The 25,938-nt window shown below is 67.0% G+C and carries 30 protein-coding genes; 15 read left to right on the top strand and 15 right to left on the bottom strand.

Features of this window, described 5'->3' with window-relative positions:
• Window positions 1-2: 2 nt before the first annotated feature.
• Window positions 3-731, bottom strand: a complete 729-nt coding sequence (gene otsB, locus KAK88_RS02995; protein WP_242077819.1) for a trehalose-phosphatase — start codon at window positions 729-731, stop codon at window positions 3-5.
• Window positions 732-929: 198 nt separating this feature from the next.
• Here otsB and KAK88_RS02990 point away from each other — a divergent pair, with 198 nt between their 5' ends.
• The 9 genes from KAK88_RS02990 (at window position 930) to truA (ending at window position 8,033) form a co-directional block, all read left to right on the top strand.
• On the top strand, window positions 930-1,922 hold the full coding sequence (locus KAK88_RS02990; protein ID WP_242077818.1) for a KpsF/GutQ family sugar-phosphate isomerase: 993 nt from the start codon (window positions 930-932) through the stop codon (window positions 1,920-1,922).
• 1 nt (window position 1,923) lies between these two features.
• Window positions 1,924-3,207 carry a glycosyltransferase family 4 protein gene (locus KAK88_RS02985; RefSeq protein WP_242077817.1) on the top strand — a complete coding sequence of 428 codons (1,284 nt, stop codon included), beginning with the start codon at window positions 1,924-1,926 and terminating at the stop codon, window positions 3,205-3,207.
• A 30-nt stretch (window positions 3,208-3,237) separates the two neighbouring features.
• On the top strand, window positions 3,238-4,410 hold the full coding sequence (locus tag KAK88_RS02980) for a polysaccharide biosynthesis/export family protein (protein WP_242077816.1): 1,173 nt from the start codon (window positions 3,238-3,240) through the stop codon (window positions 4,408-4,410).
• Between the two features lie 139 nt (window positions 4,411-4,549).
• Complete coding sequence (locus KAK88_RS02975; RefSeq protein ID WP_242077815.1) at window positions 4,550-4,993, top strand: hypothetical protein; 444 nt, start codon at window positions 4,550-4,552, stop codon at window positions 4,991-4,993.
• A 33-nt stretch (window positions 4,994-5,026) separates the two neighbouring features.
• Window positions 5,027-5,428, top strand: a complete 402-nt coding sequence (locus KAK88_RS02970) for an acyl-CoA thioesterase (protein ID WP_242077814.1) — start codon at window positions 5,027-5,029, stop codon at window positions 5,426-5,428.
• 57 nt (window positions 5,429-5,485) lie between these two features.
• Window positions 5,486-6,061: a peptide deformylase gene (gene def, locus KAK88_RS02965; RefSeq protein WP_242077813.1), complete on the top strand. Its 576-nt coding sequence runs from the start codon at window positions 5,486-5,488 to the stop codon at window positions 6,059-6,061.
• The gene (locus tag KAK88_RS02960) at window positions 6,061-6,339 is read left to right on the top strand and encodes a hypothetical protein (protein ID WP_242077812.1); all 279 of its coding nucleotides are present in this window, start codon (window positions 6,061-6,063) and stop codon (window positions 6,337-6,339) included. The genes def and KAK88_RS02960 overlap by 1 nt, the downstream gene beginning before the upstream one ends.
• Window positions 6,340-6,366: 27 nt before the next feature.
• Window positions 6,367-7,290: a methionyl-tRNA formyltransferase gene (fmt, locus tag KAK88_RS02955; protein ID WP_242077811.1), complete on the top strand. Its 924-nt coding sequence runs from the start codon at window positions 6,367-6,369 to the stop codon at window positions 7,288-7,290.
• Complete coding sequence (truA, locus tag KAK88_RS02950; RefSeq protein ID WP_242077810.1) at window positions 7,290-8,033, top strand: tRNA pseudouridine(38-40) synthase TruA; 744 nt, start codon at window positions 7,290-7,292, stop codon at window positions 8,031-8,033. The genes fmt and truA overlap by 1 nt, the downstream gene beginning before the upstream one ends.
• Window positions 8,034-8,042: 9 nt before the next feature.
• Here the strand turns inward: truA and KAK88_RS02945 are convergent, their stop codons facing one another.
• The 5 genes from KAK88_RS02945 to KAK88_RS02925 form a co-directional block, all read right to left on the bottom strand.
• Window positions 8,043-9,101: an aspartate-semialdehyde dehydrogenase gene (locus KAK88_RS02945; protein ID WP_242077809.1), complete on the bottom strand. Its 1,059-nt coding sequence runs from the start codon at window positions 9,099-9,101 to the stop codon at window positions 8,043-8,045.
• 87 nt (window positions 9,102-9,188) lie between these two features.
• Complete coding sequence (locus KAK88_RS02940; RefSeq protein ID WP_242077808.1) at window positions 9,189-9,371, bottom strand: hypothetical protein; 183 nt, start codon at window positions 9,369-9,371, stop codon at window positions 9,189-9,191.
• A gap of 62 nt (window positions 9,372-9,433) precedes the next feature.
• Entirely contained in the window at window positions 9,434-10,651 is a 1,218-nt protein-coding gene (fabB, locus tag KAK88_RS02935) for a beta-ketoacyl-ACP synthase I (RefSeq protein ID WP_242077807.1), read from the bottom strand.
• A 66-nt stretch (window positions 10,652-10,717) separates the two neighbouring features.
• Complete coding sequence (gene fabA, locus KAK88_RS02930; RefSeq protein WP_055754351.1) at window positions 10,718-11,251, bottom strand: 3-hydroxyacyl-[acyl-carrier-protein] dehydratase FabA; 534 nt, start codon at window positions 11,249-11,251, stop codon at window positions 10,718-10,720.
• A gap of 69 nt (window positions 11,252-11,320) precedes the next feature.
• Window positions 11,321-11,893, bottom strand: a complete 573-nt coding sequence (locus KAK88_RS02925) for an SH3 domain-containing protein (RefSeq protein WP_242077806.1) — start codon at window positions 11,891-11,893, stop codon at window positions 11,321-11,323.
• Window positions 11,894-11,960: 67 nt separating this feature from the next.
• Here KAK88_RS02925 and KAK88_RS02920 point away from each other — a divergent pair, with 67 nt between their 5' ends.
• The gene (locus KAK88_RS02920) at window positions 11,961-12,947 is read left to right on the top strand and encodes a 2-hydroxyacid dehydrogenase (RefSeq protein ID WP_066553016.1); all 987 of its coding nucleotides are present in this window, start codon (window positions 11,961-11,963) and stop codon (window positions 12,945-12,947) included.
• Window positions 12,948-12,959: 12 nt separating this feature from the next.
• Here KAK88_RS02920 and KAK88_RS02915 read toward each other — a convergent pair whose 3' ends face one another.
• Complete coding sequence (locus tag KAK88_RS02915) at window positions 12,960-14,168, bottom strand: DUF6880 family protein (protein WP_242077805.1); 1,209 nt, start codon at window positions 14,166-14,168, stop codon at window positions 12,960-12,962.
• A 119-nt stretch (window positions 14,169-14,287) separates the two neighbouring features.
• Here KAK88_RS02915 and KAK88_RS02910 point away from each other — a divergent pair, with 119 nt between their 5' ends.
• The gene (locus KAK88_RS02910) at window positions 14,288-14,539 is read left to right on the top strand and encodes a hypothetical protein (RefSeq protein WP_039243907.1); all 252 of its coding nucleotides are present in this window, start codon (window positions 14,288-14,290) and stop codon (window positions 14,537-14,539) included.
• A gap of 3 nt (window positions 14,540-14,542) precedes the next feature.
• Here the strand turns inward: KAK88_RS02910 and KAK88_RS02905 are convergent, their stop codons facing one another.
• Together KAK88_RS02905 and KAK88_RS02900 are read right to left on the bottom strand one after the other, a co-directional pair.
• Window positions 14,543-15,280 carry a HesA/MoeB/ThiF family protein gene (locus KAK88_RS02905; RefSeq protein ID WP_242077804.1) on the bottom strand — a complete coding sequence of 246 codons (738 nt, stop codon included), beginning with the start codon at window positions 15,278-15,280 and terminating at the stop codon, window positions 14,543-14,545.
• Between the two features lie 54 nt (window positions 15,281-15,334).
• Window positions 15,335-15,706 carry a BLUF domain-containing protein gene (locus KAK88_RS02900; protein ID WP_242078549.1) on the bottom strand — a complete coding sequence of 124 codons (372 nt, stop codon included), beginning with the start codon at window positions 15,704-15,706 and terminating at the stop codon, window positions 15,335-15,337.
• A gap of 165 nt (window positions 15,707-15,871) precedes the next feature.
• On the opposite strand from KAK88_RS02900, the gene hslV reads away from it, so the two are divergent.
• Entirely contained in the window at window positions 15,872-16,432 is a 561-nt protein-coding gene (gene hslV / locus KAK88_RS02895; RefSeq protein WP_017504950.1) for an ATP-dependent protease subunit HslV, read from the top strand.
• A gap of 13 nt (window positions 16,433-16,445) precedes the next feature.
• Here hslV and KAK88_RS02890 read toward each other — a convergent pair whose 3' ends face one another.
• Both KAK88_RS02890 and KAK88_RS02885 read right to left on the bottom strand, forming a co-directional pair.
• Window positions 16,446-17,027 (bottom strand): ClpP family protease, encoded by a 582-nt coding sequence (locus KAK88_RS02890; RefSeq protein ID WP_242077803.1) that lies wholly within the window; start codon window positions 17,025-17,027, stop codon window positions 16,446-16,448.
• Window positions 17,027-17,233, bottom strand: coding sequence for a hypothetical protein (locus KAK88_RS02885; RefSeq protein ID WP_242077802.1), 207 nt, complete (start codon window positions 17,231-17,233; stop codon window positions 17,027-17,029). The genes KAK88_RS02890 and KAK88_RS02885 overlap by 1 nt, the downstream gene beginning before the upstream one ends.
• Before the next feature lie 152 nt (window positions 17,234-17,385).
• Here KAK88_RS02885 and hisS point away from each other — a divergent pair, with 152 nt between their 5' ends.
• Window positions 17,386-18,876 carry a histidine--tRNA ligase gene (gene hisS, locus KAK88_RS02880; RefSeq protein WP_242077801.1) on the top strand — a complete coding sequence of 497 codons (1,491 nt, stop codon included), beginning with the start codon at window positions 17,386-17,388 and terminating at the stop codon, window positions 18,874-18,876.
• Window positions 18,877-19,240: 364 nt separating this feature from the next.
• On the opposite strand, the gene KAK88_RS02875 is transcribed toward hisS, so the two are convergent.
• Window positions 19,241-21,364: a M13 family metallopeptidase gene (locus KAK88_RS02875; RefSeq protein ID WP_242077800.1), complete on the bottom strand. Its 2,124-nt coding sequence runs from the start codon at window positions 21,362-21,364 to the stop codon at window positions 19,241-19,243.
• 156 nt (window positions 21,365-21,520) lie between these two features.
• Here KAK88_RS02875 and KAK88_RS02870 point away from each other — a divergent pair, with 156 nt between their 5' ends.
• Both KAK88_RS02870 and KAK88_RS02865 read left to right on the top strand, forming a co-directional pair.
• The gene (locus KAK88_RS02870) at window positions 21,521-23,356 is read left to right on the top strand and encodes a cation:proton antiporter (protein WP_242077799.1); all 1,836 of its coding nucleotides are present in this window, start codon (window positions 21,521-21,523) and stop codon (window positions 23,354-23,356) included.
• Between the two features lie 191 nt (window positions 23,357-23,547).
• Window positions 23,548-24,189, top strand: coding sequence for a TetR/AcrR family transcriptional regulator (locus tag KAK88_RS02865; protein ID WP_039243898.1), 642 nt, complete (start codon window positions 23,548-23,550; stop codon window positions 24,187-24,189).
• 66 nt (window positions 24,190-24,255) lie between these two features.
• Here the strand turns inward: KAK88_RS02865 and KAK88_RS02860 are convergent, their stop codons facing one another.
• Genes KAK88_RS02860 through KAK88_RS02850 form a run of 3 tightly spaced genes read right to left on the bottom strand, consistent with a single transcriptional unit; the run spans window position 24,256 to window position 25,715 of the window.
• Window positions 24,256-24,837 carry a Smr/MutS family protein gene (locus tag KAK88_RS02860; protein WP_242077798.1) on the bottom strand — a complete coding sequence of 194 codons (582 nt, stop codon included), beginning with the start codon at window positions 24,835-24,837 and terminating at the stop codon, window positions 24,256-24,258.
• The gene (locus KAK88_RS02855) at window positions 24,834-25,073 is read right to left on the bottom strand and encodes a helix-turn-helix domain-containing protein (protein WP_017504942.1); all 240 of its coding nucleotides are present in this window, start codon (window positions 25,071-25,073) and stop codon (window positions 24,834-24,836) included. Before KAK88_RS02855 ends, KAK88_RS02860 begins: the two co-directional genes overlap by 4 nt.
• Window positions 25,074-25,097: 24 nt before the next feature.
• On the bottom strand, window positions 25,098-25,715 hold the full coding sequence (locus tag KAK88_RS02850; protein WP_242077797.1) for a DUF2975 domain-containing protein: 618 nt from the start codon (window positions 25,713-25,715) through the stop codon (window positions 25,098-25,100).
• Between the last annotated feature and the right edge of the window lie 223 nt (window positions 25,716-25,938).

Here is a 25,938-nt window from a genome sequence, read left to right as displayed (position 1 = left end):
GTTCAGGCCTTCGCTACGGCTTCAAGCCAGGTGAGCACAGCATCCACATCGTCCAGCCGGTAACGCGCCGCCGTCTCGCGCTCAGGGCCGACCAGCACGCCGTATCCGCCCAACGCCGCCGCAGCCTCGAACCCGTATTCGTCGGTCAGATCGTCGCCCAGCATGACCGGGACGGCGCCCTTGAACGGCGCCTCCTTCATGAAGGCCGTGACGGCCGTGCCCTTGTCGGCGCCTGGCGTCTTCAGCTCCAGCACCATATGACCGGGTTGGAGCGTCAGTCCCGTTTCGGCTTGAAGCTCGGCCGCCAGCCCCTTGGCGGCGCCGGCTTCATCCGGCGCCTGACGATAGTGCAGACCGACGGAGACGCCCTTGTCCTCGACGATCACGCCGGGGCGGTCAGCGGCGAATTCCTCGAACGCGTCCAGCGCCTGAGCGACGCCGGCGTCGGGCGTCTTGCGTTCAATGGAGCCGTCCTTCAGACGCCGCTCCAGACCATGCACGCCCGAGCCCGAGACAAGGGCATGATCGGAAATGCGGTCGATCTCGGCGAGGGTGCGGCCGCTGACGATGGCGACGCGGCCTGCAAGTCGCGCCTCGATAGCCTTCAGCGCCGCTGTACGACGCGCGGTAGGCACGACGGCGTCGGGCGTCGGGGCCATTGGGGCCAACACGCCGTCCATGTCCAGAAACAGGGCGATCCCGTCGGCGACGACGGGAGGTGTCGGGAGCAATAGCGAAGCGGCTCCGGCATCAGACGGCATTGACGATCAAACTCTTTGTTTTAGTTCCCCGGTCGGCGTAACGCGCCAGAGCGGCAAAGGTTGACCAGAAACCGACAAAGTCGTCTGAAAGGGAGGCGGCGCGCGAAACGCACTCACGGCGGATCGCGCTCGTCAAAGAAGGAGAGCCCGGCTGCGGGCCAGGAAAAAATGACCGAGATCGCTCACTCGACCCCCGATAACATCGCCGTGATAACCGACCTCGCCCGTGAGGTCGTGCGTCTCAACATCGAGGCGCTGGAGGCGCTGGAACGCTCGATCGACGTTTCGCTGGCCCGCGCGGTGGATGTCATCATGAGCCGGCCGGGCTATGTCGTCGTCACCGGCATGGGCAAGTCGGGCCATATCGGCGGCAAGATCGCCGCCACCCTGGCCTCCACCGGCACCAACGCCTTCTTCGTCCACCCGGCAGAGATGAGCCACGGCGATCTGGGGATGCTGCGTCCCGACGTGACGGTGCTGGCCATCTCCAACTCGGGCGAGAGCCGCGAGCTGCGCGATCCGCTGATCTATTGCCAGCGCAACGGCATTCCCGTCATCGCCATCACCCAGCGGCCGGCCAGCTTCCTGGGCCGCAACGCAGCGGTCTGCCTGACCATGCCGAAGGTCGCCGAGGCCTGCCCCAACGGCTTGGCGCCCACCACCTCGACCCTGATGACCCTGGCCCTCGGCGATGCCTTGGCCATGGTGCTGATGGATCGCCGCGAGTTCACGGCCATGGACTTCGGCCTGCACCACCCAGGCGGCGCCCTGGGTATGAGCCTGCAAAGCGTGCGCGAATGGATGGGCGACAATGCCGCCGTCCCCGCCAGCGTCCCATTGAACGCCAGCTTCGGCGACGTGGTCTCGGCGATCACCGAAGGTCGAAAAGGTGCGGTGGCCGTGCTGGACGCCGATGGCGCGCTGGCTGGCATCGTCACCGACGGCGACCTGCGCCGGGCCTTCCAGCGCGACACCACCCATTTGACGGCGGCCGACATCATGGGCGCCAACCCCATCACCGTGGATCCGGATGCGCGGATGAGCGACGTCGTCGATCTGTTGACCGCCAACAAGATCGCCAATCTGTTCGTGGTCGAGGACGGCAAACCCACGGCCATCGTCCATATCGCCGAACTGATGCAGGCTGGCTACGTCGCCTAGGATGCGCATTCTCTATGACGCCAGCCGGCTGATGAGCCGGGCCGAACGGTCGGCGCCGACGGGCGTCGACCGGGTGTGTCTGGCCTATGCCGAATGGCTGCTCGCCTCGCCCGATCTCACGACCATCCCGGTGCGTGGCCGCAAGAACCGGTTGGTCGCCGTAGAGATCGGCTGGTTCCGGCGGTTCGTGGCCGACCTGCGCGCCAAATGGAACGGCGCCGCCAGCACGGCGGCCGATCTGGCGCACGAGCAGCGGCTGCTCGCCGCCCTGACTTCAGAGCGACGGCCGGCAGCCTCGGTGCTGTGCCCCGCGCCCGCGCCCGAGAAGGAGAAGCCCGCCGACAAGACGCGGGTGTTCAAGCAGTTCTTCCGTTCGCGCCACGTCGCCCCGCTGCCGCAGGCCGACCTGTATCTGACCGTCGGCCACACCACCCTGCACGAGCCGACGGCGTTGGAAGATCTGAAGGCCGCCGGGATCGAACGCGTCGTCCTGCTGCACGATCTGATCCCGGTCACTCACCCTGAATTCTGTCGGCCCGGCGACGGCGACAAACATCATGCGCGGGTCTCAAACACCCTGCGTCTGGCCAGCCGGATCATCGTCAACTCCGCCTATACGGGCGACGAACTTCGCGCCTTCGCCGAGCGCGAGGGCCTGCCGCTGCCGCCGGTCCACGTCGCCCACCTAGGGCTAGAGCCGGCCTTCGTCGCAGGGGACGCCTTTGCGGCGCCACGCCCCTATTTCGTCCACGTCGGCACGATCGAGGCGCGCAAGAATTTGGCCTTGCTCTTGACCCTCTGGCGGCGCCTCGAAGAACGGAGGGGCGATCAGACGCCGTCCCTTGTGCTGGTCGGTCGCTACGGCTGGGAGAATGAGGCGGTGCTGGATCATCTGCAGCGCTCGCCCAATCTGCAAGGCGTGGTCCACCAGGCCTCCAACCTGTCTGACGTCATGCTGGCGCGGTTGATGCGCGGCGCGCGCGCCGTGCTTGCCCCATCGTCCGTCGAAGGCTTCGACCTGCCCGCTGTCGAGGCCTGCGCCATGGGCCTGTCGCTGATCGCCTCCGACATTCCGCCCCACCGCGAGTTGACGCCGAACGCCGAACTGATCGACCCACTTGACGGCCTGGGTTGGCTGGCCGCCATCGAGCGCGCGACCAAGGCGGCGTCGATACCCTCGCCCTCCTACAGGGCGCCGTCCTGGACCGAGCATTTCCGCATCGTCGCCGATGCCATCGGCCTTCAGCCCGTTTCGCCACTGGCGAGTGCGCCCAAAGGCTTGTAATCAATCCGCGAACGAGGGCTATCCAGCTTCATGACGCGCACCATTCTGCCGCTTGCCATTGTCGCCATTCTGGGCGGCTGCTCCACCCTGCCTCGCGACGGGCCCTCGGGCGCCTCGGTCAACGCCGGGGCCACCACCGCCTCGGCGCTGGGCAGCTACGCGCTGGTGCCGCTGACGTTTGAAGCCACCGAACGTATGAAGCAGATCCCGCCGCAGTTCTTCGGCAGCCTCGCGGCAGGATCGAGCGATCAGCCCGCAGACGTGATCGGCGAGGGTGACACCCTAGCGATCTCGATCTTCGATCCGTCCGGCTCGCTGTTCGGAGGCACCCTGGGCGCCGGCTCGGCGTCGGGCCGTAACGCCGCCACCATGTCCGGCGGCAATCAGGCGCTGCCGGGTGCGACGGTCGATCGGTCAGGCTCAGTGACCATTCCGTTCGGCGGGCAGGTTCGTGTTCAGGGCCTGACCTCGACCCAGGCGGCGGCGGCGATCCGCCGTTCGCTGGTCGGCAAGGTCGCCAATCCGCAGGTGCTGGTGTCCATCGCCGGCAATGCCTCCAACACGGTCAATGTGCTGGGAGACGTGCGCCAGCCGGGTCGTGCGCCGCTGGGCGTCAACAGCGACCGCATCTTGGACGTGATCGCTGCGGCCGGCGGCTCAGCCCGCACCACCGACGACCTGACCATCTCGATCCAGCGCGAGGGCCGCACCTACACCGCGCCGCTGTCGGCCGTGACGACGGAGTTCGGCGAGAACGTGCGTCTGCAGCGCGGCGACGTGGTCAATGTCCAGTACAAGCCCCGCCGTTTCTCGACCTTCGGCGGCCTGAACGCCGTGGCCCAGGTCGATATGCCGGCCGGTCCCGTGACCCTGACCGGCGCCCTGTCCAAGGTCGGCGGCCTGAACACCAATACGGCCAATGCGCGCCGCGTTCTGATCTTCCGCTTCGAACGTCCCGAGGTGGCCCAGGCGCTGGGGATCAACCAGCCGGCCACGCCGCGCGGCGTGCCGGTCGTCTACGAGCTGGACTTCAGCGACGCCGCCAACGTCTTCGCCGCCACCAACATGGAAGTCATGCCTGAGGACGTGATCTATGTGCCCCTGGCCGGCGCCGCCGAAATGCGCAAGTTCTTCGAGGTCGTTCAGAGTCTGACCCGCGTCGTCTATGACGTGTCGGTGACCAGCACGCTCAACAACAACTGACGTCATGGCCAGACGGCGGGCGCTGCTTTCGGCACTGTTTTCACGCAAGTCACCGGCTGCGCCCATCGACGACACGATCGACCCATTCGAGCGGTCGACCGAGCCAGCGCCGGAAGAAATCGACGCCTTAAGCTTGGCCTTGGCTGAAATCGAAGCTGGGGCGCTGGAAATCTATGCGCAGGCCGGCGTTCCCACCCAACCGGGCCATTATCGTCGCGATCCCGACACGGCGGACTGGATCTTTATCGCCCACCAGATCGAGCCGTCCGAACGCTTCGCCTTCGCCCTGCGCTATCCGCCCGAACAGGGCTGGCGCTTCGCCCGGCTGGAGGATTTGGGCGCGAGGTCGGACCGCGAGGATGTTCAGGCCGCAGCGCGTCTCATGGCCGATGTCGCGACCTTGCGGGCGTCTCGGCGCAGCGTGTTGACCCAGGATCATCTGCTGACCGCCATGGAACTGGGCGCCGCCTGGCGCGCCTTGCGCGATGCACAGGCGTTCCGCACATCCCGCCTGACCCTGTCCGTGCCAGAGCCCGCGCGTCCAAAAACGCTCAAGGGCGACAAGCAGTCAAGGCCGCGCTAGAGAGCCCGCCTCCTCGAACTGCAGGCTGCTTCTATGTCCGACGCCCCCGAATATCCGCCCGAAGATCAGCCCGTCGGTCGCATCATCGCCATGCCCGCCGACACCAACCCCGAGGGCGACATCTTCGGCGGCTGGCTGCTGGCGCAGATGGACCTTGCGGGCGCGACCCCGGCGTTCGAACTTGCCTGCGGTCGCTGCGCCACCGTGGCGCTGGACGGCATGGTTTTTCACCAGCCGGTCTCGGTCGGCGACGAGGTCAGCATCTACGCCCACGTCATCGGTTCGGGCCGCACCTCAATCCGCGTCCAGGTCGAGGCCTGGAAGCGGGCGCGGGGCCAGCCCCAGGCCGCTTCGGTGCGCGTGACCCAGGGCGTCTTCACCTATGTGGCCATCGACGAAAACCGCAAACCCCGCGCTCTGCCCGGCAAGGCGTAACGCGCGGCACGAGGCGCAAATCTTGACCTTGCGCCGGGGCGGGCCTACGTCCCGGCCATGGCCATTCGACGTATCCTCACCATCGACAACGCCGCCGACCTGGCGATCCTGAAGCAGGTGTCCAAACCCGTCGCTGCCGTGGACGACGCCGTCCGTGCCCTGATGGATGATATGCTGGAGACGATGTACGACGCGCCGGGCATCGGCCTGGCCGCCGTTCAGATCGGCGCCCTGGACCGCGTGATCGTCATGGACCTGGGCGACAAGGACGGAGTGGTGTGCGAGACCGAGGAAGAGGCGGCCGAGAACGCCGAGGCGCGCAAGAACCCGCGTTTCTTCGCCAACCCGGAAATTCTGTGGACCTCGGACGAGCTCTTCACCTACGAAGAGGGCTGCCTGTCGATCCCCGAGTATTTCGACAAGGTGGAACGCCCGGCCCGCGTCCGCATTCGCTATCTGAACCGTGACGGTCAGTCGGTGGAGGAAGAGGCCGAGGGTCTCTACGCCGTCTGCATCCAGCACGAGATGGACCACCTTAACGGCGTGCTCTTCATCGACCATCTGTCGCGTCTCAAGCGAGACCGCGCCATGACCAAGGTCAAGAAGGCCGCCCGCGACAGGATCGCCGCCTGATGACCAAGATCGTCCGCCCCGAACGTATCGAACGTGCTGCGCGCCGGATCGCGCCGTTCATTCCGCGCGGCCGCTCGCTGATCATCGACGCCTCGGGCCGTCGTCGCCTGACGCGCAGCCAGAAGGTCGGCGTCGCCGGCGTCGCGACTCTGGCCGGCGTGGCCTTGCTGGGCGTGGTGGCGGGCCTGCTGCTGGACCGCCTGCTTGATTTCGACGACGCCCTGGACGCCGGCGGCGAATGGGACGAGGGCGGCGGCGTCTTCACCCGCTGGCAGTAGGCGGCCTAAACCTCTAAAGGCCTGCCCATGCGCCTTGCCTTCATGGGAACTCCCGACTTTGCCGTGCCGTCCCTGGCCGAGCTGATCGCCTCGGGTCACGAGATCGTGGCCGTCTATTCACAGCCGCCACGCCCCAAGGGCCGGGGCCAGAAGCTGACGCCGTCGCCCGTCCACGCCTTTGCCGAGACCATGGGCCTGCCCGTCTTCACGCCCGAAAGCCTGAAGGGCGCCGAGGCGATCGACACCTTCAGAAGTCTGGATCTCGATGCGGCCTGCGTCGTGGCCTACGGCCAGATCCTGAAGACCGAGGTGCTGGAAGCGCCACGCCTGGGCTGTCTGAACCTGCATGGCTCCCTGTTGCCGCGCTGGCGTGGGGCCGCCCCGATCCAGCGGGCCATCATGGCCGGCGACAAACAGACCGGCGTCCAGATCATGCAGATGAGCCTGGGTCTGGACGAAGGCCCCATCCTGCTCAGCGAACGGATGGACATCCTGCCCGACGAAACGGCCGCCAGCCTGTCCGAACGGATGGCCCATGTCGGCGCGGGCCTGTGGCCCCGCGCGCTGGCCGCCATCGACCGGGGCGGCGTCACCCCGTCCGAACAGGTCGGAGAGCCCACCTACGCCAAGAAGATCACCCCGACCGAGGCCCGGATCGACTGGACCCGCCCCGCCGCCGAGGTGGACGCCCACATCCGCGGCCTGTCGCCCTTCCCCGGCGCCTGGTTCGAGGCCCCGTCCGAGGCTGGACCCGTGCGGATCAAGGCGCTGCTGTCGGGCATGGCGGACGGATCCGGCGCGCCCGGAACCGTGCTGGACGACGCGCTCACCGTGGCCTGCGGCGACGCCGCCGTGCGTCTGATCCGCGTTCAGCGCGAAGGCAAGGCGGCGCAATCGGCCGAGGAGATGCTGCGCGGCTTTCCCCTGCCGGCCGGGACCGTGCTCGGCTGATGCCGCGCTACAAGCTGACGATCGAATACGACGGCACGGCCTACAACGGCTTCCAGGCCCAGGACGGCCAGCCGACGGTGCAGGGCGCGCTTGAGGCGGCGATCCACGCATTTTCCGGCGAGCGAATCCGCATCGCCGCCGCCGGCCGCACCGACACCGGGGTCCATGCGACGGCCCAGGTCATTCACGCGGATCTGGAGCGGAACTGGCCTGTCGATACGGTACTGAACGCCATGAACGCGCATCTGGTGCGTCAGGACGTCTGCGTCCTGGCGGCTGAATATGCGCCCGACCCCGACTGGCACGCCCGGTTCTCGGCGACTGGCCGAGGCTATCTGTACCGCATCCTGAACCGGCGCCCCCAGCCCGTGCTGGAGCGCGACCGGGTCTGGCACGTCAAGAAGACCCTGGACGCCGAGGCCATGCACCATGCGGCGCAAGTCTTGGTCGGCCACCACGACTTCACCACCTTCCGAGACGTCGGCTGCCAGTCCAAATCGCCGGTCAAGTCGCTGGACGTGGCGCGCGTGTCCCGCTTCGGCGAAGAGGTGCATCTGGTGTTCCAGGCGCGCAGCTTCCTGCACCGCCAGGTCCGATCCATGGCCGGCACCCTGGTCGAGGTTGGGCTGGGTCGCTGGAGCGCCCACGACGTCAAGGCCGCGCTGGAGGCGAAGGACCGCGCGCGGTGCGGCCCCGTCGCCCCCTCGGCAGGGCTCTATCTCAGCGGCGTGCGCTACGATTGAACTCGCCGGTCAGCCGCGCTGCTGGACCAGAACCTCGGCGATCTGGACCGCGTTCAGGGCCGCGCCCTTCCTCAGATTGTCGTTCGAGACGAATAGGGCGAGACCATGCTCGACCGTCGGATCGGGGCGAACGCGACCGACGAAGACCGGGTCCTGACCCGACGCCTCCAGCGGATTCGGCACGGCCGTCACCACCACGCCGGGCGCCTGGGCCAAGAGGTCCAGCGCCTGAGCCGCCGACAGCGGGCGCTCGAACTCGACATTGATCGACAGAGAATGGCCGGTGAAGACCGGCACCCGCACGCAGGTGCCCGAAACCGGCAGGCCGGGGATCTCCAGGATCTTGCGGCTCTCGTCGCGCAGCTTCAGCTCCTCGTCGGTATAGCCGTCCTCGCCGAGCGTATAGTTCAGGGCCACGACATTGGCGGCGATCGGCACAACCCACTTCTCTGGCGCGCCAAAGTCCACGGCCCGGCCGTCGTGGGCCAGGGCCGCGCCCTGCCCCACGGTCGCACGCGACTGCTCCTCCAGCACGCGGATGCCCTCGATCCCGCCGCCCGAGACGGCCTGATAGGTGGAGACCGTCAGACGCTTCAGGCCGGCCGCATCGTGCAGGGGCTTCAGCACCGGCATGGCGCCCATGGTGGTGCAGTTGGGGTTGGCGATGATCCCCTTAGGCAGGTCGGCCAGGGCGTGGGGGTTCACCTCGGCGACCACCAGCGGCACCTGGGGGTCAGACCGCCAGGCCGAGGAGTTGTCGATCACCACGGCCCCGGCCGCCGCCACCTTTGGCGCCAGGGCCCTGGACGTCTCGCCGCCAGCCGAGAAGAAGACGATGTCCAGACCGGCGTAGTCGGCGCTCGCCGCATCCTCGACCACGATGTCGGTCTGGCCGAAGCGGATGGTCTTGCCCGCCGACCGGGCCGAGGCGAACAGCCGCAGCGAGGCCAGCGGGAAGTTCCGCTCGGCCAACAGGCTGCGCATCATCTCGCCGACCAGGCCGGTGGCGCCGACTATTCCCACATGGACGGGGCCGACATGGGGAGTATTGGACGGGGAAAAGGACATTGAGGCGTCTCCTGGGAAGGGCGGAGGCGCGGGGTTCAGCCGGATCAACCGCCCCGCGCATCGGCGGGGCTTGGGATCGGGTTGTCGCTAGATCGCGCGCGCACCCGAAACCGCCCCGCCGAAGCCGGTGGTTTTCGAGGTCATCGCTTTAATCGGGCGCTTGATCACGGCGACGCTCTCTAAGGGTGAGAAACGGTCGTGTAAACGGCCGAGTTCGAAAAAATCGACGCAGCAAGCCTGAGATCTGACTTGTTTGCGCAATAAAGCCATCGACTTCGCTTCCGTCCCGTCATCCGCGGGTCAAGCCCGAGGATGACGGACGCGTGGAAACCTCAGACCTTCGACAGGATTAGCGTGCCGTTGGTGCCGCCAAAGCCGAAGCTGTTGGACATGACGTGGGTCAGTTCGCCGTCTTGGCGCTGGCGCAGGATCGGCATGCCTTCGAACGCCGGATCAAGATTTTCGATATGGGCGCTTTCGGCCGCGAAGCCGTTCTGCATCATCAGCAGGCAGTAGATGGCTTCCTGGGCGCCGGCCGCGCCGAGCGAGTGGCCGGTCAGCGACTTGGTCGACGAGATCATCGGCATTTGGTCGCCAAAGACGGCGCGCACGGCCTCCATCTCCTTGGCGTCGCCCACGGGCGTCGAGGTGCCGTGCGGGTTCAAATAGTCGATCTTGGGATTGCCGGCCTGTTCCAGCGCGATCTTCATGCAGCGCTGGGCGCCCTCGCCCGAGGGGGCGACCATGTCGTAGCCGTCGGCGTTGGCGCCATAGCCGGTGACTTCGGCGTAGATGGTCGCGCCGCGCGCCTTGGCCCGCTCATACTCTTCCAGCACCACGATGCCGGCGCCGCCGGCGATGACGAAGCCGTCGCGGTTGGCGTCATAGGCTCTCGAGGCGACCGACGGATTGTCGTTGAAGTCCGACGACATGGCGCCCATGGCGTCGAACATGTTGGACATGGACCAGTCGATGTCCTCGCAGCCGCCGGCGAAGACCACGTCCTGCTTGCCCCACTGGATCTGTTCGACCCCGGCGCCGATGCAGTGGGCGCTGGTCGCGCAGGCCGAGCTGATCGAATAGTTGATGCCGCGCATCTGGAACCAGGTCGACAGCACCGCCGACGGGCCCGACGCCATCGCCTTAGGCACGGCGAACGGGCCGATGCGCTTGGGCGCGCCCTTTTCGACCGTGGTCGCGGCCGCCTGCAGGATCACTTGGGTCGAGGGGCCGCCCTCGCCGACGATCAGGCCGATCCGGTCATCCTTGATCTCGTCCGCCGTCATGCCCGACGACTTCAGCGCCTCTTCGAAGGCGATGTGGCCCCAGGCGGTGCCGTTGGCCAAAAAGCGCGCGGCGCGACGATCGACCAGTTCTTCCCACGGGCCGATCTTGGGCGGCGCCCAGACCTGGCTGCGGAAGCCGTATTTGGCGTGGTCGGGGGCATGAACGACGCCCGAACGGGCTTCGCGCAGGGACTGGGTCACCTCCTCGGCGCCATGGCCGATGGAAGAGACGATGCCCAGGCCGGTGACGACGACACGACGCATGGTGTTTCCTTCTCGATGCTTCCTGGTCCGAGGACCGTCCGCCTTGTTCGCGGTTATATAGGGGCGTTAGCCGCCCGCCGCCTCATCCTTGGCGCCGAACAGGCCGACCCGCATGTCGTTGCAGGTGTAGATGACCTGGCCGTCGGCCTCCAGCACGCCGTCGGCGATGCCCATGACCAGCTTGCGGTTGATGACGCGCTTCAGGTTGATCTTGTAGACCACCTTCTTGATGTCCGGGGTGACCTGGCCGGTGAACTTGACCTCGCCGACGCCCAGGGCGCGGCCGCGGCCCGGACCGCCGATCCAGCCCAGATAGAAGCCGACCAGCTGCCACATGGCGTCCAGGCCCAGGCAGCCCGGCATTACCGGGTCGCCGATGAAGTGGCACTGGAAGAACCAGAGGTCGGGATGGATGTCGAGTTCGGCCTCGACATAGCCCTTGCCGTGCTCTCCGCCGTCCGCATTGATCGTGGTGATGCGGTCGAACATCAGCATCGGCGGGGCGGGCAGCTGGGCGTTGCCGGGACCGAACAGCTCGCCGCGGCCCGAGGCCAGCAGGGCCTCATGATCGAAGGACGAAGGATATTGGGACTGGGTCAAGGCGCTTCCGTTTCTTGATACGTTGCGCGCGGGTTACACGACCGCGCCGCTTCGCTCAACAGCGTGCGGTCAGTTGCGACCCGTGCCTGCGGGGCGATTTGCGTTGCACAGCGCCCGCTCTTGGGCGCCGAACACGGCCCGCTGGGCCACAAAACCCTCCAGCCGTCGCGCCCGGACCTTGCACCAGCCCTCTTCGCATTCGTCCAGCATCACCAGGGCGCGCGGCGACAGGCGCGCGCGAACCGACGCCGTCTCGGATCGGCCCGACCGGATCGGCACTTCCTCGGCGGTCGTATTGAAGACGTAACGCCGGCCCGACGACACCGTGCGGTGGATCCAGGCCACGGCCCCGTCGGGATCGCAGATCTTGCGCCATTCCGTCGTCTCGGCGATCACCTGAACCGGCAGGCCGGCGGCCCGATATTCCCACAGGATCGGATAATCCAGGCCCGGCCCCTGGCGCGCGCGAACGTGCGAGGACTTCAGCGAAATCCAGCGCGGCACCTCAAGCCCCGTGGGTGTCGGACGCCCATCAGGCATGGTCGCGCCGGCGCTGGCCATCACGCCGAGGCCGAGAATGGCTCCAACGAGAGCGATGCGACGTCGCAGGCTTTGGAAGATGGCGGCGGCTTTGCTAGACACTGATTGAAACGACCCGTCGTGCGGGCTTTGATCCGTCTGAATCGCCGCCCGCTAACCAAGGCCGAGAATGTCCCCCCGCAAGCTTAAGGTCGTATTAACCAGACGCCTGCCCGACGCGGTCGAAACGCGCATGCGCGAGCTGTTCGACGCCGAGCTGAACCTGAAGGATCAGCCGATGGACCGCGCCGCATTGCAGGCCGCCGTCCAGCGGGCCGAGGTTCTGGTGCCTACGATCACCGACGTCATCGACGCCGACCTGATTAATGGCGCGGGCGAGCAGTTGAAGATGATCGCCAATTTCGGCGCGGGGGTGGACCATATCGACGTCGAGGCGGCCGTGGCGCGCGGCATCATCGTGACCAACACGCCCGGCGTCCTGACCGAGGACACCGCCGACCTGGCCATGAGCCTGATCCTGGCCGTCAGCCGCCGCATCGTCGAGGGCGCCCAGGTGGTGGCCGAAGGCCGCTTCGAAGGCTGGACCCCGACCTGGATGTGCGGTCGCAAGCTGTGGGGCAAGCGGCTGGGCATCGTCGGCATGGGCCGGATCGGCCAGGCGCTCGCCCGCCGCGCCAAGGCCTTCGGGCTTCAGGTCCACTATCATAATCGTAAGCCCGTCCCCGCCCTGATCGAGGAAGAGCTGGGCGCGACCTACTGGGACGATCTGGACCAGATGCTGGCCCGGATGGACATCGTCTCGCTGAACTGTCCGGCGACGAAGGACACCCACCATCTGCTGTCGGCCGAGCGGCTGGCCCGGCTCCAGCCCCACGCTATCCTGATCAACACTGCGCGCGGCGAACTGATCGACGAAGCCGCCTTGGCCCAGGCCGTAGCCATGCGCGCCCTGTCCGGCGTCGGCCTGGACGTGTTCGAGAACGAGCCCGCGATCCATCATGGCCTGCTGGGCCAGTCCAATGTCGTGCTGCTGCCCCACCTGGGTTCCGCGACGCTGGAGGCGCGCCAGGACATGGGTGACCGCGTCATCGCCAACGTCATGACCTACCAGAACGGCCACCGCCCGCCGGATCGCGTCATACCGGCGATGCTCTAGGCCGGCGATGCTTTATGGCGCAGCTAGCAACTGCTCGGCCGCATCGGGATGTTTCTGCGCCAGCCGCGCCGCCCAGTCGGCCTTGAGCGGCAGCGGCGCGCGCACCTCGCGAATGCGGCGTTCGACCAGGGCGGCCGCCTCGCGGTGCGCTGGCCAATCCATCAGAAACCCCAGCGCCGTTTCGAAGTCCGCATAGGTCGCGGCGTGGGCCAGGGCGCGGTCCAGCGCCTCCACATCGTCGAAGTCCGGCAGGCGCGCCAGATAGGCCCGCAGCACCGGCGCGGACAGGTCGCGCTCGAACATCGCCCAGCGCAGGTCTTGCGCCTCGTCCTTGCGGCCCTCGGCTTCCAAAAGGTCGATCGAGGTCGCCTCCCACGCCGCCGTCAGGACCGGCGGTCCGGCCTGCGGCGATCGCCCGAAGGTCCAGCGCCGGTTGCCCGCCGACGGTTTCAGCGCCGCCTCCAGCGCCTGCCGCGCTTCTGGAATGCGATCGGCGACCAGCAGCCGCTTGGCCATCACCGCCGCAAAATCCGGCGAGCCCCGCTCCTCCGGCGTCGTCATCGACAGCCACAGGTCCAGATCGCCCGCCCGATCTGCCAGCCGACGCACGACCGTCCGCATGCCGCGCGCCATGGATGCGGTATCGAGACGATCCAGCAGCCGCCTGGCCAGGTCCGCCGTCAAATCATCGCCGCCCGCGCCGATCCACCGAGCGTATTCGAGCGGTTGCCGCGCCACCGCCTCCGCCAGCAAATCCACTGTGTTTTCATCCGTCCGAACCGCGTCCTCAGCGATCCGCCAAAAATCCTGGGCCGCCGTTTCGAAGGCTGCGGCCAGTTCGCCCTTCTGATCCTTGACCCGCGACGCCAAGCCGCGAAACAGATCGAACCAGCCGATCAATCGCTCCAACCCCATCGCCGGCGCGGCCTCGGCCAGATCCTCGACGATTGCAGCCCGCAGAATTTCCAGATCGCGCAGCAGGTCCGGCCGCTTTCGCCACGACACCCGCGCGCGGCTGGCGGCGATGGTCGTCAATCGCTTGTCGATCTCCAGGGCCAGCAGGTCCGGCCCGGCCTCGGCCGCCATCACCAGCCTGAGCCGCCGCTTCAGGATCGCATCCGCATCCGCCGCCTGCATCAGCAGTTCGCCCAGACGCTCAGCCCCCAAGCCGCTAAGATTTGCGGCGTTCAGGCGTTTGGGCGAGGCGGGACGTCGGGCCATCGGGCCTCCTTTTCACAAGTCTGTCGGACCGAACTCACACGGCTGTCGAAAACCGCTGGCAGGGGAGGAACCGTCGTAAACGCGCTTCGTTTCCGGCGTCCTGTTCGAGGAAGTGTGCGTTGGACTCCTACTACTGCATCGTCAACCTGCCCGGCGTTCCGGTGCGGGACATCTGCGTCCTCGACGCGGCGAACGACACGGCGGCCAATCAGGCGCTGGAGGGGATCGCCCGCAACTGGGTCGGGTTCGAAACCCTGTATCTCTATTGCGGCGAGCGTCTGGTGACGGTGCTCAGCAACCCGGCGCTGGGCTTCGCTCCGCCGTTGGCTGACCTGGATTTGGCCGACATCCGTTTCGCGACGGCCGCCTGAGCGTCAGCCGCCGCAGACCGGGCATTCTGGATCGGAGGCGACCCGCACGGTCCGCGCCGTGCCCGCCAGACCATCATAGAGCATCAGTCGTCCGGTCAGCGCCTCGCCCGCGCCGGTAATCAGCTTGATGACCTCCAGCGCCGCCATCGACCCAATCACGCCGGTCAGGGCGCCCACGACGCCGACCCGCGCACAGGTCTCCGCATCCGGCGGGATCTCGGGCACCAGGCATTGATAGCAGGGCTGGCCCGCAAACACCCCGATCTGCCCGTTCCAGCGGCCCAGCGCGCCCGACACCAGCGGCTTGCCCTCTGCAACACAGGCCCCATTGACCCACAGCCGGGTCTGGAAATCGTCGGTCCCGTCCAGCACGATGTCGAACGCCCCGATCCGCACCCCCGCATTCTCGGCGGTGATCCGCTCGGCGAAAGTTTCGACCGCGACATGCGGATTGAGGCCGACCAGCCGTTCCGCCGCCGCCTCGACCTTCGACCGGCCGACCTGCGCCGTCGAAAAGGCGATCTGCCTCTGCAGATTGGACACACCCACAACATCGTCGTCGATCAGGCCCAGCGTCCCGACGCCCGCCGCCGCCAGATAGAGCGCCGCCGGCGACCCCACGCCGCCCGCGCCGACGATCAGAACCCGCGCGCGCTTCAGCGCCTGCTGCCCCGGCCCGCCCACTTCGGACAGGACCAGATGGCGCGCATAGCGTTCGACTTCGTCTTCGGAAAAGATCACCACCCTATCTAGCGCCGCAGAGGTTCGGGCGCGAGGGGCCTGCCGCCTATCGTCTCAGGCGGCCATCCGCACGTGTTCGCACGACAGCAGCTTTTCCAGACCCGCGCTGGACAGATCGCTCAGGCGCCGTCCGCGCAAGATATCGGCGGCCTGCCGGTCGCTGAGGGCGCAAAGCCGTGCGGGTTCGCGCATCCGCCGCTGCATGACGGGCCGATCGTCCAGGACGCGTATTTTGTGATGACGCGGGTCGTTCCAGAGGCGCGACAGCAACCGGTCCACGTCCGCACGGGCCCCTTCGATGACCTGGGCCGCCTCGCCCTCGTGGAACAGCATGGCGCTGCCGATCTCGTCGCGGCGGTTGTTTCGCTCCGACGCGCCGAGGATTTCGGCAAGCGATTGGGTCGTGTGGTTGGCGCCACCGATCATTTCACTCACGAAAACGACGCGATAAAGCAAAACCTGTCCCTCGATTTCAAAGAAACCGCGAAAGCGGATTGCGCCTTCTAGCCAATATTGGGGTCAAAATAAGACAGCGTTATACCGAGGTGCGGCAGACTTGATGCCGGCGCCCGGCCGCGCCATCTGATCGTCATGACCCAGACCGCATCCAACTTCCCCGATTGGCACGGCACCACCATTCTGGCGGTGCGTAAGAACGGACGCACAGTAATCGCCGGCGATGGCCAGGTTTCGATGGGCCCGACCATCGTCAAGGGCGCGGCCCGCAAGGTGCGCACCCTGGCGGGCGGCAAGGTGCTGGCCGGCTTTGCCGGCGCCACGGCCGACGCCTTCACCCTGATTGAACGGCTTGAGGCCAAGCTGGAGCAGTATCCGGATCAACTGGCGCGCGCCTGCGTCGACCTCGCCAAGGATTGGCGCACCGACCGCTATCTGCGCCGGCTGGAAGCTATGCTGCTGGTGGCGGACAAGTCGTCCATCTTCACCGTGACGGGCGTCGGCGATGTGCTGGAGCCGGAGTATGGCGTCGCCGCCGTGGGTTCGGGCGGCAACTACGCCCTGTCAGCCGCCCGCGCCCTGATCGAGGAAACCGATCTGGACGCCGAACAGGTCGCGCGCAAGGCCATGAAGATCGCCGCCGAAATCTGCGTCTACACCAACGGCAATCTGACCGTGGAAACGCTCCAGGCCTGATCCGGCGGTTTGGTCAGATCACTTCGGCGATCAGGCCCAACGCCTTGGCCTCCTGGGCCTCGATATACCAGTTGGCGGGGGCGCGTTTCAGCACCTCCTCCATCGTCACCGACGATCCGCGCACTAGGTTCTCGAACCCCTCGTTCTGGATGGCGATGGAGTGTTCCAGCTCGTTCAGCATGGCGCGAACCGAGGCGATGCAGGTCGTCAGCGGCCCCGTGACGTGCAGTTGCTTGTCCATCTTGCGCTCATGGATCATCACCCGGGCGCCGCGCGTCAGATAGCGGTTCTCCACCGCAAAGAAGCTCATGAAGGTGGCGCCGGCGGAATAGATCGCCGCCTTGCCCAGAAAGACCAGCCGGCGGGACGGATTGATGTCGCTTTGAAAGCGCACGTCTTCGCCCATCATCCGCGCCACCTCCGGATCACCGCCCAGGGTGGACAGTTCGATGACGGTCAGCCCGGTGTCGGGCGCCTCCGCCATCTGCTGGCGGAAGCGGTCGTACATGGCGTAATCGACCGCGCCGGCGAGCAGGATGCGCGGCGTATCGAAAGCTTCGGCCGTCAGTATGCCGCTCGGCGCCGCCTCAGGCATCAAAGCTCGGCCGCGGCGGCGGCGTCGTCGCTGACGGGATAGCCCTGGGCCGACGCCCAGGATCGGGCTTCTCGGATCGAGAAGAAGGCTTGGTTCTGCATCCGCCGCGACCCCGCGTCATCGACCAGCTCGCACTCCCACCACCGGATCGTGCGACGATCGGAGGTGTTGCAGGTGCGCGGAACGAGAAGGGCGTGGGGCATCATGCGCCACTAACGAAACATTGTCCCGGCGGTTCCTTCGAAGCCGAGATTTCGCCTTTAGGAACAAATCATTGTGCGACGCACGAGGGCACGGCACCCGCACCGAGGTGATGGGACAATTTGCGATCAAAGGCCCCTTGGCTTAAGCGCGCGCCATGACCGACGCCGCGCCTCCCCGCCCCCTCGCCCGCAACCCGCGCGGCTTCGCCGACAAGCGCGGCCGTGACCTGACCGCCGAACGGCGCATCGTCGCCAGGGTGTCCGAGGTTTATGAGCGTTGGGGCTTCGAGCCGCTGGAAACCCCGGCCTTCGAATATGCCGATGCGCTAGGCAAGTTCCTGCCCGACGCCGACCGCCCGAACGAGGGCGTCTTCGCGCTTCAGGACGACGCCGGATCGGACGAGCCTGGCGAATGGATGGCCTTGCGCTACGACCACACCGCGCCCCTGGCCCGGTTCGCGGCCCAGACCTGGGAAACTCTGCCCAAGCCGTTTCGCCGCTATGCCTATGGTCCGGTCTGGCGCAACGAGAAGCCCGGCCCCGGTCGCTTCCGCGAGTTCTGGCAGTGCGACGCCGACACTGTCGGCTCGGACCGGCCCGAGGCCGACGCCGAGATCATCGCCATGGGCTGCGAAGGCCTGCGCGCCGCGGGTCTGGACGCCGGCCAGGCGCAGATCCGCGTTTCGAACCGCAAGCTGTTCGACGGCCTGTTCGACGCCGGCGGCGTGACCGAGGCCGGTCAACGGCTGACGGCGCTTCGCGCCATCGACAAGTTCGACCGCCTGGGCTGGGAAGGCGTGGTCCAACTGCTGGGCGAAGGGCGTCTGGACGACTCGGGCGACTACACCAAGGGCGCCCAGCTGCCCGCCAAGGTCACGGTCGCTATCGAGGCCTTCCTGGCCTCGGCCAACACCCCCGGCCTGTCGCGGGCCGAAACGCTGGACGCCGTCGCGCGCTCCGGCGACCTTGGCGCAGCGGGCGAGGCGGCGCTGAACGAGCTGGCCGCTATCGACCGTGCCCTGGCTGCCATGTCGGTCGGCCAGGACGCCGTGAAGTTCGATCCGACCATCGTGCGCGGCTTGGAATATTACACCGGCGCCGTGTTCGAGGCCGAGCTGCTGCTCGACACGGTTGACGACAAGGGCCGCCCCGTCCGCTTCGGCTCCATCGGCGGCGGTGGTCGCTACGACGATCTGGTCGCCCGCTTCACCGGCCAGAGTACGCCGGCGACTGGCTTCTCCTTCGGGGTTTCGCGTCTGGCCTCGGCCCTGCGCGCGGCGGGACGGGGCGCCGAGGACGCCGTGCGCGGCCCCGTGGTCGTCATCGTCTTCTCCGAGGACGACATGGCCCATTATCTGACCGCCGTCGCCGAACTGCGCGCCGCCGGGATCGCCGCCGAGCTTTATCTGGGTCGCGCCGGCATGAAAGCGCAGATGAAATACGCAGATCGACGCGGCGCCCCGGCTGTCGTCATCCTGGGCGGAGACGAGATCGCCGCCGGAGAGGTCACGATCAAGGATCTGGACGCCGGCCGCGTCGCCGCCGCCGCCATCACGGACAACGACGCCTGGAAAGCCCAACGTCCCGGCCAGATGAAAATCCCCCGCGAAGGCCTGGTTGCCGCCATCAAGTCCATTATCGAATAAGCTTCGATAATGACCGGCCCTTGAAATGGGTTATCAGTGATAAGTCGAAGAAAGTTCGACTCTTGCCAAACCGGGCGTTGACGACCGACCGGCCCTCGCGTCAAATGACCTCACTCGAGGGCAAGCGTTGCTCAAGCGCGCAGCACTCGAAGGCGTTTCGGGGAGGAAACGTCCGCTCTTTAAAGAGCGCGAAAGCCCGCTGCGATGTATCCCCCGCAGCGGGCTTTTTCGCGTCTGGCGCTCAGACAAACGCTTATGAAACCTCGACCAATTCTAGATACGGCGTCGAGATCGAGCAGCCCGGTCTCGATATGAAAAAGGCCGGGGCGAACCCCAGCCTTTTTATTCTCTAACAAGCGTCGCCCTACCAGAGGCGGACGCGTTCCTCGGGCGTCAGATAGTATTTCGTGCCCGGCTGAACGTCGAAGGCGTCATACCAGGCGTCGACGTTGCGCAGCGGGCCGATGACGCGGAACTGGGCGGCCGAGTGCGGGTCGGTGGCGACCTGCTGCTTCAGCGCCTCGTCGCGGTACTTCGACTGCCAGACCTGAGCCCAGCCGTAGAAGAAGCGCTGGTCGCCGGTCGCGCCGTCCAGAACCGGCGCCGGCTGGCCGTTCAGCGACAGGTGATAGGCCTCGAGACCGACAGCCACGCCAGATGCGTCGCCGATGTTCTCGCCCATCGTCAGGCCAGGGTTGATGTGATAGCCGGCGATCGGCTCATAGGTCGCATATTGCGCGCCCAGACGCGCCGTCAGGGCCTCGAAGTTGGCCTTATCCTCAGGCGTCCACCAGTTGCGCAGCACGCCGTCGCCGTCGGATTTGGAGCCCTGGTCGTCGAAGCCGTGGCCGATCTCGTGCCCGATCACGCCGCCGATGCCGCCATAATTGACCGCCGCATCGCCATTCGGATCGAAGAAGGGCGGCTGCAGGATCGCCGCCGGGAAGACGATCTCGTTGTTGGCCGAGTTGTAGTAGGCGTTCACGGTCTGCGGGGTCATGCCCCACTCCGACTTGTCGACCGGCTCGTTCAGACGGGCCAGATCATAGTTCCACTCGAACAGTCCGCGGCGCTCGGCGTTGCCGACCAGGTCGTTCGCGCGGATGTCCAGGCCGGAGTAGTCGCGCCACTTGTCGGGATAGCCGATCTTGACCGTGAATTTGCGCAGCTTCTCCTGCGCCGCCGCCTTCGTCTCGGTCCCCATCCAGGTCAGGTTGTCGATCCGATGCGACAGGGCGGTGCGCAGATTGGCGACCAGTTCTTCCATCTTGGCCTTGGATTCGGCCGGGAAATACTGGGCGACGTAGAGCCGGCCCGTAGCCTCGCCCAGCGATCCTTCGGCGAAGGAGATCGCGCGCTTTTCGCGGGTGCGCTGCTCAGGCTGACCCGACAGATCGCGCGAACGGAACTCCCACTGGGCGTCGGCGAAGCGTTTGGACATCAGCGGCGCCATGTCGTCGGCGGTGTGGAAGGCCTGCCAAGCCTGCAGCAGTTCGACCGGCGTCTCGGCGTAGATGGCCGCGATCTTGGGCATGGCCGTATCCTGACGCACGATCAGGCGCGGCACGTCGCCCAGCTTGGCCGCATCGTAGTAGGCCTGCCAGGCGAAGCCCGGCGCGTCCTCGGCCAGTTTGGCGATGGTGAACTCGTTATAGGTCCGGTCGCGGTTGCGGTTCTCGACCGGGGTCCAGTGGGCCTCGGCGATCTTGGTTTCCAGCGCGACGATCTGGGCGGCGGTCTCGGTCGGGTTGGTCCAGCCGATCATCTCCAGCATCCGGCCGACATAGGCCTGATACTTCTCTTTCTTGTCGGCAAAACGGGCGTCCAGATAATAGTCGCGGTTCGGCAGGCCGATGCCCGACTGGCCCGTCGAGACGACGTAGCGGGTCGGTTGCTTGGAATCGATCGTGATGCCGGTGCCGAAGAAGGACGAGCCGAAGCGGCCGGCCGTCTGGCCCATATAGACGGCCATCTTGTCATGGCTGTCGGCGGCGCGGATGGCGGCCAGATAGGGTTGCAGCGGCTGGGCGTCCAACTGCTCGATGCGCGCCTCGTCGATGTAGGAGCGATAGGCGTCGGCGACCTTGGCCTCGTCCGATCCTGGCGTCAGGTCGGTACGGTTGGCCAGGCCCAGCACCAGTTCCTTCATGCGGTTATCCGACAGTTCGCGCAGCAGGGCGAACGAGCCGTAGCTGGTGCGGTCCGACGGAATGACCAGTTTGTCCAGCGCCTTGCCGTTGGCGTACTGGAAGAAGTCGTCGCCCGGCTTCACCGAGGTGTCGCGGCCGGCCATGTCGAAGCCCCAGGTTCCGTAGCGGGGCGCGTCGACGCCCTGCCAACCGGCCGCCGTCTCTTCGCCCGAGAACAACGAAACGAGGGTGCAGGCGTCGTCGATGCAGGCGTGGTCGTGACCGATATCCTGAGCCAGAACCGAGCTGGCGGGCAGAAGAAGGGCGCCGACGGCGGCCCCGATAAGCAGACGTTTCATCACTATGTCCCTGTTCCCACCCGGCATCTGGATGGTTCGGCGCAGACCCTAGTCCGGCGAGGGGGGGTGTCGCCTTAAAAAAAGTTCATGATTCCGATGCGACCTCTCGCCACGGCGCGGGGATCAGGGTCAGATACGCCGAAGCGAGGAGGGCGGATGCACGGTCAGGGCGGCGACTATAAGGATCTGGTGGTCTTTCTGGCGGCCGCCGGCGTCATCGTGCCCCTGGTCAATCGGCTGAAGGTCAGCCCCGTTCTGGGCTTCCTCGCTGCGGGCGTTTTGCTGGGGCCGGACGGCCTGGGTCGATTGGCGCAAGGCCTGCCCTGGCTGTCGTGGCTGACCATCGGCGATCCAGACCAGCTGGCGCAGCTGTCGGAACTGGGCGTCGCCTTTCTCTTGTTCATGATCGGTCTGGAGCTGTCATGGGAGCGGCTGCGCGCCATGCGCCGGCTCGTGTTCGGCCTGGGAATGATGCAGGTCGTCGTCTGCACCGCCGTGCTGGCGGGCGGTTTCATGCTGATGGGACAGACCCTGGCCAGCGCCGTCGTGCTGGGCATGGGTCTCGCCCTGTCCTCGACCGCCGTAGTCATGCCGGTGCTGGCAGAGCGCGGGCGGTTGAAGGGGACGGTCGGCCGTTCCACCTTCGCCATCCTGCTGGCTCAGGATCTGTCGGTCGCGCCGATCCTGATCACCGTCACCGTCCTGGCGGCCCTGGCCCAGCAGGGCGGCGCGCTGGATCCCGTCGTGCTTGGGCGCGCCCTGTTCACCCTGGTTCCGGCCGCCATTGGTCTGGGTCTGCTGGTGCTGCTGGGGCGCGTGGTTCTGCGGCCGATGTTCCGGTCGGTGGCCAAGGCGCGCAAGGCCGACCAGGGCGGCGAACTGTTCGTCGCCGCCTCCCTGCTGGTGGTGGTCGGCGCCGGTCTCGCCGCCCAGGCCAGCGGCCTGTCGATGAGTATCGGCGCGCTTGTCGCCGGCGTGCTGCTGGCCGAGACCGAGTTCCGGCGCGAGGTCGAGGTTTCCATCGAACCGTTCAAGGGGCTTCTGCTGGGCGTCTTCTTCGTCGGCGTCGGCCTGGGTCTGGACCTGGACGCCATCGCCGCTGATCCGGTCGGCGTCTTCGGCCTGGCCTTGGCCCTGACGGTCGTGAAGACCGGCGTCATCTTCAGCCTGGCGCGTTTATGGGGCCTGGGCGCCCGCCCGGCGCTGGAGACGGCGCTCGTTCTGGCGCCGGCGGGCGAGTTCGCCTTCGTGGTCTTCGCCACCGGCCTGGTCGAGGGCCTCGCACCGCCGCAGTTGACCAACACCGTGGCCTTGTCGGCGACCGTCAGCATCTTTTCGATCCCCCTGCTCGCCCTGCTGGGTCAGAAGCTGGCGCGCAAGTCGTCCGCCGCAGGCCAGCCGGTCGCGCTTCCAAAGCTGGGGGCGGCCGACGGCGCGGTCATCATCGTCGGCTTCGGGCGTGTCGGCCGGCTGATCGGGGAAATGCTGAAGGCGCACGATCAGCCCTTCATCGCCCTGGACACCGACGCGGGCGCCGTCGCTGCGGGCCGACGTGACGGATTCGATGTTTTCTATGGTGATGCAGGGCGGCGAGAGATGCTCCAGCACTGCGGCGTCCAGTCCACCCGCGCCCTGATCGTCACCATGGACGCGCCGACCAAGGTGGACGAGGTCGTCACCACGGCGCGGTCGATGCGCGACGACCTGATCCTGATCGCCCGCGCCCGTGACGACCAGCACGCCATCCGGCTGTATGGGCTGGGCGTCACTGACGCCGTGCCGGAGACGACCGAGGCCAGTCTGCAACTGGCCGAAAACACTCTGGTCGATCTGGGCGTGCCCATGGGCCTGGTGCTCGCCTCGGTCCACGAACGTCGCGATCAGTTTCGCAAGGCCTTCCAGTCAGCCATCCCGATCGAGCGTCGCAATCGCCCCAGCCGCGCACTACGCCGCACGCTGCGCCCGACGCGGGTCGATCCCGCGCCGGAGTAAGGGAAGCCCCTTACAGACGGTCGCCGGACCCATTTTCGTCATGGTTCCGTGATGCAAGCGCGCCTCTCCATGACTGCATCTGCGGAGCAGAAGCGCCCTTTCGGTTCGATCCAGGGGCTCAGACATTCATTCGAGGTTGCTGCCGGGCTCGCCCCGACCAGAGACCGAAAGTAGAGTAAAAGCCTGATTATATGACAGATACCGTCGCCTCCCTCGCTGTCGAGCCCCGCTTGAACCGCCGCCAGGCCGCCAAGATCCGCACGCGACAAAAGGTTCTGGACGCCGCCCGCTCGCTCTTCGCCGAGCGCGGCTATGAGCCCGCCACGATCCGCGACATCGCCAAGGGCGCGGGCATGTCCACCGGCGCCGTGTTCGCCAACTTCCAGGACAAGGCCGAACTGTTCGAAGCCGTCCTGACCGAAGACATGACGCGTCTGGCAGAGGTGGTCGAGGCCGCGGCGCCCGAAGGCGAACCCGTCCGCCAGCGCCTGGTCAGCGCGCTGAGCGCCGGCTACCACTCGTCGCTGGACCAACTGCCCCTGTTCCAGGCCATCGTCGCCCGCTCGTGGTTCCAGCCCCTGGCCGCCGAAATGCGCGCCCGCGCCGCGACCAAGAACCTGCTGCTCGCCATCAGCAACATCCTTCAGGATGCGGTGGCCAAGGGCGAACTGTCCAAGGACGCCGACAGCCGCCTGCTGGTCGAGCTGATCTGGGACGCCTATCTGTCGAACTACCGCCGCGCCGCCTATGACGAATGGGACGCGCAGGCCCTGTCGGACCATATGGGCAAGCAGATTGACGTGATCCTGGCCGGCGCCATCGCCGCCAAATAGGCCAAAGCAAAGCCGCTTTTCGAAAGGCCGGCTCCGACAGCGCGGGTCCGGCCTTTTTCGTGAGCGTCAGGTCCGGCGTTTCAGGGTGACGTAGAAGGCGCCGTTTCCGCCGTGCTTCTGGTGGGCGATGGTGAAGCCCGACACCACGCCGCGCAATGCGGGCGAATGCATCCATTCCGCAAAGGCCGAACGGATCACCCCGCCGCCCATCCGACCCTGACCGGTGATGACCAGCACCGCCCGCATTCCGCGCGCCTGGCAGGATGTCAGGAAGCCTCGCAGCTGATCCTCGGCCTCGAACCGGCCGAAGCCATGCAGGTCGATGCGCGCCTCGATGGGGTCGCGTTCGCGCGACAGCCGCTGCTTGCGGCGTGGCTCCAGATCCTCGGGCGCGGGCTTGGGCTTGTTCGGCGATGGTCGCTTTTCCGTCGGCGGCGCGACAGCGGTGCGTTTGGGAGACGCCTTGACCAGCGGGCGCGGACGCTCGATCGGCGTCACTACGATCTCGGGCGGCGTTTCGGCGCCGGACGTGACGCGGGCGGCCTTGCGCGTCCTTGGCGTTACGACCGATCCGGCCACGCGGGTCCAGATGCGACGGTCCTCGGGCGTCAATCCGTTCTCGTCACGGCTCGGGCCCTTTCGCCTCATGCCTCGCCGTCGTCCTCGATGGTGTCGCCGGGGCCGGGCTCGTGCGCCAGTAGATCTCCCGGCTGGCAGTCAAGCTCGCGGCACAGGGCGTCCAGGGTCGAGAACCGCACCGCACGGGCCTTGCCGGTCTTCAGGATCGACAGGTTCGCCACCGTCACCCCGACCCTGTCGGCGAGTTCGGTCAACGACATGCGGCGTTCCACGAGGACGCGGTCGAGCTGGACGCGGATGGCCATGCGCAAATCCTACTTCGAAACGGCTCAGATCGTCAGTTCGGATTCGCGGCGCAGGCGCGCACCCTCGCGGAACACCTCCGCCAGCACGAAGACGATGAGCACGGAAAAGATGGGGGTCAGCAATTCGCCGAAGCCCTGCGGATCCATGACGCCGGGCGCCAGCCGCTTGGCGACGAAGCCCTGGGCCACCCAGACGCCGCCGGTCACGACCGCCAGCGTCAGGCCGATCTGGCGCAGACGGCGCACATTATCGGGCTGAAACGGATCGCCCACGGTCAGGGTGCGAATGATGCGGCGCAGGCTGCGCAGGATCAGCATGAACCCGCCGAAATAGGCGGTCGCGGCGCCCAGGCCGAACAGCAACAGGGTGCGCGTCAGCGGCAGCTGCTTGCCGCCGGAATCCCCGCTGACGGTGATGTTCACATTGTCCAGGGGAATGAAGATCGCGGCGATGACCAGCAGAAGCAGAATGCCGGTGATCAACCAGAGAAGGATGTAGGCGACGTCCAGAATCACCTTCAGCACGCTGGACACCGAACCTGGGCCCAAGGCTCTGAACGGGGCCTTGATCGGCGCGCCCAGCCAGTTCGGAACGCTTGCCTCGCCTCGCTTCAGCGGATTTGGCGGCAGGGGCAGGCGCATGGTCTTTTTGATCTCAAGCCGGGGAAGGCGGGGCGATGGCCACGCGGGGTCCGGCGAACCCGCGCGCGGCTCTATACATCGCGGTCTTCATGCAGGTCGTCAAAGCTCCAGTGATCGAAAAGAATGGGATCAAAGGGCTTGGAGCAGGGTGACGACCAGGGCGGTGGGCAGGGCGGCGATCAGAACGGTGGTGACAAAAGCAGCGCCGACCTTGTCGAGCCAC

Origin of the sequence: Brevundimonas diminuta (assembly GCF_022654015.1) — a bacterium.
GTDB classification, from domain to species: Bacteria; Pseudomonadota; Alphaproteobacteria; order Caulobacterales; family Caulobacteraceae; genus Brevundimonas; species Brevundimonas diminuta_C.
This window is presented reverse-complemented; position numbering and strand designations above follow the sequence as displayed.